This is a genomic window from Pseudomonas sp. EA_35y_Pfl2_R5, assembly GCF_963970805.1.
Lineage (GTDB): Bacteria > Pseudomonadota > Gammaproteobacteria > Pseudomonadales > Pseudomonadaceae > Aquipseudomonas.
Genome location: NZ_CAXAOW010000032.1, coordinates 1 through 5,277, shown reverse-complemented (window position 1 = coordinate 5,277; position 5,277 = coordinate 1). Strand labels below are relative to the sequence as shown.

2 tRNA genes and 2 rRNA genes are annotated in these 5,277 nt (G+C 51.2%); all 4 read left to right on the top strand.

Features of this window, described 5'->3' with window-relative positions:
- The first annotated feature begins 231 nt into the window (after positions 1-231).
- A 16S ribosomal RNA gene (locus tag AACX99_RS21995) occupies positions 232-1,768 on the top strand.
- A 65-nt stretch (positions 1,769-1,833) separates the two neighbouring features.
- Positions 1,834-1,910 (top strand) — tRNA-Ile (locus tag AACX99_RS21990).
- Between the two features lie 31 nt (positions 1,911-1,941).
- A tRNA-Ala gene (locus AACX99_RS21985) sits at positions 1,942-2,017 on the top strand.
- A 245-nt stretch (positions 2,018-2,262) separates the two neighbouring features.
- Positions 2,263-5,153 (top strand): 23S ribosomal RNA (locus AACX99_RS21980).
- Together the 16S and 23S rRNA genes with 2 tRNA genes alongside form the textbook arrangement of a ribosomal RNA operon.
- Positions 5,154-5,277: the final 124 nt, after the last annotated feature.

Genomic DNA, 5,277 nt, shown 5'->3' with positions numbered 1-5,277 from the left:
TGAGGCTGCTGTAGAATGCGCGCCTCGGTTGAGACGAAAGGCTTAACCAACCCGCTCTTTAACAACTGAATCAAGCAATTCGTGTGGGTGCTTGTGAGGTAAGACTGTTAGTCGCAAGATTATCAGCATCACAAAGCAACACTCGTTAATTCGAGAGTTACCTCTCATTAAGTTGAGAGTTTTGCGATTGCTGAGCCAAGTTTAGGGTTTTCTCAAAACCCAAGCAGTATTGAACTGAAGAGTTTGATCATGGCTCAGATTGAACGCTGGCGGCAGGCCTAACACATGCAAGTCGAGCGGTAGAGAGAAGCTTGCTTCTCTTGAGAGCGGCGGACGGGTGAGTAATGCCTAGGAATCTGCCTAGTGGTGGGGGATAACGTCCGGAAACGGACGCTAATACCGCATACGTCCTACGGGAGAAAGCGGGGGACCTTCGGGCCTCGCGCCATTAGATGAGCCTAGGTCGGATTAGCTAGTTGGTGAGGTAATGGCTCACCAAGGCGACGATCCGTAACTGGTCTGAGAGGATGATCAGTCACACTGGAACTGAGACACGGTCCAGACTCCTACGGGAGGCAGCAGTGGGGAATATTGGACAATGGGCGAAAGCCTGATCCAGCCATGCCGCGTGTGTGAAGAAGGTCTTCGGATTGTAAAGCACTTTAAGTTGGGAGGAAGGGTAGTAACTTAATACGTTGCTATTTTGACGTTACCGACAGAATAAGCACCGGCTAACTTCGTGCCAGCAGCCGCGGTAATACGAAGGGTGCAAGCGTTAATCGGAATTACTGGGCGTAAAGCGCGCGTAGGTGGTTCAGTAAGTTGGATGTGAAATCCCCGGGCTCAACCTGGGAACTGCATCCAAAACTGCTGAGCTAGAGTACGGTAGAGGGTAGTGGAATTTCCTGTGTAGCGGTGAAATGCGTAGATATAGGAAGGAACACCAGTGGCGAAGGCGACTACCTGGACTGATACTGACACTGAGGTGCGAAAGCGTGGGGAGCAAACAGGATTAGATACCCTGGTAGTCCACGCCGTAAACGATGTCAACTAGCCGTTGGATTCCTTGAGAATTTAGTGGCGCAGCTAACGCATTAAGTTGACCGCCTGGGGAGTACGGCCGCAAGGTTAAAACTCAAATGAATTGACGGGGGCCCGCACAAGCGGTGGAGCATGTGGTTTAATTCGAAGCAACGCGAAGAACCTTACCTGGCCTTGACATGCTGAGAACTTTCTAGAGATAGATTGGTGCCTTCGGGAGCTCAGACACAGGTGCTGCATGGCTGTCGTCAGCTCGTGTCGTGAGATGTTGGGTTAAGTCCCGTAACGAGCGCAACCCTTGTCCTTAGTTACCAGCACGTAATGGTGGGAACTCTAAGGAGACTGCCGGTGACAAACCGGAGGAAGGTGGGGATGACGTCAAGTCATCATGGCCCTTACGGCCAGGGCTACACACGTGCTACAATGGTCGGTACAAAGGGTTGCCAAGCCGCGAGGTGGAGCTAATCCCATAAAACCGATCGTAGTCCGGATCGCAGTCTGCAACTCGACTGCGTGAAGTCGGAATCGCTAGTAATCGTGAATCAGAATGTCACGGTGAATACGTTCCCGGGCCTTGTACACACCGCCCGTCACACCATGGGAGTGGGTTGCACCAGAAGTAGCTAGTCTAACCTTCGGGGGGACGGTTACCACGGTGTGATTCATGACTGGGGTGAAGTCGTAACAAGGTAGCCGTAGGGGAACCTGCGGCTGGATCACCTCCTTAATCGAAGACTTCAGCTTCTTCATAAGTTCCCACACGAATTGCTTGATTCATTGCGAAAGACGATTGGGTCTGTAGCTCAGTTGGTTAGAGCGCACCCCTGATAAGGGTGAGGTCGGCAGTTCGAATCTGCCCAGACCCACCAATTGTTGTGGGGTTTGGCCTTGTAAGAATATGGGGCCATAGCTCAGCTGGGAGAGCGCCTGCCTTGCACGCAGGAGGTCAGCGGTTCGATCCCGCTTGGCTCCACCATATACAGCCTCGTTGAGAGTTCAGAAATGAGCGTTCCTACTGTTAGTAGATGAATGTTGATTTCTGGTCTTTGACCAGTAAGAAAATCGTTCTTTAAAAATTTGGGTATGTGATAGAAGTGACTGATTGATTACTTTCACTGGTAATTAATTTGGTCAAGGTAAAATTTGTAGTTCTCAATTGCAAATTTTCGGCGAATGTCGTCTTCACGTTAGAGACAGTAACCAGATTGCTTGGGGTTATATGGTCAAGTGAAGAAGCGCATACGGTGGATGCCTTGGCAGTCAGAGGCGATGAAAGACGTTGTAGCCTGCGATAAGCTCCGGGGAGTCGGCAAACAGACTTTGATCCGGAGATCTCTGAATGGGGGAACCCAGCCAGCATAAGCTGGTTATTACACACTGAATACATAGGTGTGTAAGGCGAACCAGGGGAACTGAAACATCTAAGTACCCTGAGGAATAGAAATCAACCGAGATTCCCTTAGTAGTGGCGAGCGAACGGGGACTAGCCCTTAAGTTGATTTGAGAATAGTGGAAGGCTCTGGAAAGTGCCGCCGTAGTGGGTGATAGCCCCGTACACGAAATTCTCTTATCAATGAAATCGAGTAGGACGGAGCACGAGAAACTTTGTCTGAATATGGGGGGACCATCCTCCAAGGCTAAATACTACTGACTGACCGATAGTGAACTAGTACCGTGAGGGAAAGGCGAAAAGAACCCCGGAGAGGGGAGTGAAATAGATCCTGAAACCGTATGCGTACAAGCAGTGGGAGCCCACTTTGTTGGGTGACTGCGTACCTTTTGTATAATGGGTCAGCGACTTATATTCAGTGGCGAGCTTAACCGAATAGGGGAGGCGTAGCGAAAGCGAGTCTTAATAGGGCGTTTAGTCGCTGGGTATAGACCCGAAACCGGGCGATCTATCCATGGGCAGGTTGAAGGTTGGGTAACACTAACTGGAGGACCGAACCGACTACCGTTGAAAAGTTAGCGGATGACCTGTGGATCGGAGTGAAAGGCTAATCAAGCTCGGAGATAGCTGGTTCTCCTCGAAAGCTATTTAGGTAGCGCCTCGTGTATCACTGCTGGGGGTAGAGCACTGTTTCGGCTAGGGGGTCATCCCGACTTACCAAACCGATGCAAACTCCGAATACCAGCAAGTGTCAGCACGGGAGACACACGGCGGGTGCTAACGTCCGTCGTGAAAAGGGAAACAACCCAGACCGTCAGCTAAGGTCCCAAAGTTATGGTTAAGTGGGAAACGATGTGGGAAGGCTTAGACAGCTAGGAGGTTGGCTTAGAAGCAGCCACCCTTTAAAGAAAGCGTAATAGCTCACTAGTCGAGTCGGCCTGCGCGGAAGATGTAACGGGGCTCAAACCATACACCGAAGCTACGGGTTCAACGTAAGTTGAGCGGTAGAGGAGCGTTCTGTAAGCCTGTGAAGGTGAGTTGAGAAGCTTGCTGGAGGTATCAGAAGTGCGAATGCTGACATGAGTAACGACAATGGGAGTGAAAAACTCCCACGCCGAAAGACCAAGGTTTCCTGCGCAACGTTAATCGACGCAGGGTGAGTCGGCCCCTAAGGCGAGGCAGAAATGCGTAGTCGATGGGAAACGGGTTAATATTCCCGTACTTCTAATTACTGCGATGGAGGGACGGAGAAGGCTAGGCCAGCACGGCGTTGGTTGTCCGTGTTTAAGGTTGTAGGCTGGTTTCTTAGGTAAATCCGGGAAATCAAGGCCGAGAACTGATGACGAGTTATCTTTTAGATGACGAAGTGGTTGATGCCATGCTTCCAGGAAAAGCTTCTAAGCTTCAGGTAATTAGGAACCGTACCCCAAACCGACACAGGTGGTTAGGTAGAGAATACCAAGGCGCTTGAGAGAACTCGGGTGAAGGAACTAGGCAAAATGGCACCGTAACTTCGGGAGAAGGTGCGCCGGTGAGGGTGAAGCATTTACTGCGTAAGCCCATGCCGGTCGAAGATACCAGGCCGCTGCGACTGTTTATTAAAAACACAGCACTCTGCAAACACGAAAGTGGACGTATAGGGTGTGACGCCTGCCCGGTGCCGGAAGGTTAATTGATGGGGTTAGCTAACGCGAAGCTCTTGATCGAAGCCCCGGTAAACGGCGGCCGTAACTATAACGGTCCTAAGGTAGCGAAATTCCTTGTCGGGTAAGTTCCGACCTGCACGAATGGCGTAACGATGGCGGCGCTGTCTCCACCCGAGACTCAGTGAAATTGAAATCGCTGTGAAGATGCAGTGTATCCGCGGCTAGACGGAAAGACCCCGTGAACCTTTACTATAGCTTTGCACTGGACTTTGAGTTTACTTGTGTAGGATAGGTGGGAGGCTTTGAAGCGTGGACGCCAGTTCGCGTGGAGCCAACCTTGAAATACCACCCTGGTAACCTTGAGGTTCTAACTCTGGTCCGTTATCCGGATCGAGGACAGTGTATGGTGGGTAGTTTGACTGGGGCGGTCTCCTCCTAAAGAGTAACGGAGGAGTACGAAGGTGCGCTCAGACCGGTCGGAAATCGGTCGTAGAGTATAAAGGCAAAAGCGCGCTTGACTGCGAGACAGACACGTCGAGCAGGTACGAAAGTAGGTCTTAGTGATCCGGTGGTTCTGTATGGAAGGGCCATCGCTCAACGGATAAAAGGTACTCCGGGGATAACAGGCTGATACCGCCCAAGAGTTCATATCGACGGCGGTGTTTGGCACCTCGATGTCGGCTCATCACATCCTGGGGCTGAAGCCGGTCCCAAGGGTATGGCTGTTCGCCATTTAAAGTGGTACGCGAGCTGGGTTTAGAACGTCGTGAGACAGTTCGGTCCCTATCTGCCGTGGACGTTTGAGATTTGAGAGGGGCTGCTCCTAGTACGAGAGGACCGGAGTGGACGAACCTCTGGTGTTCCGGTTGTCACGCCAGTGGCATTGCCGGGTAGCTATGTTCGGAAAAGATAACCGCTGAAAGCATCTAAGCGGGAAACTTGCCTCGAGATGAGATCTCACTGGAACCTTGAGTTCCCTAAAGGGCCGTCGAAGACTACGACGTTGATAGGTTGGGTGTGTAAGCGCTGTGAGGCGTTGAGCTAACCAATACTAATTGCCCGTGAGGCTTGACCATATAACACCCAAACAATTTGATGTTTGTGTGTCTCTATGAAGACTGCAACAGCCGAAAATTTGCACAACTACAAACCAAATCACATACCCAATTCGAGGTAGCGAGCCGCGCAAGCAGCACGACA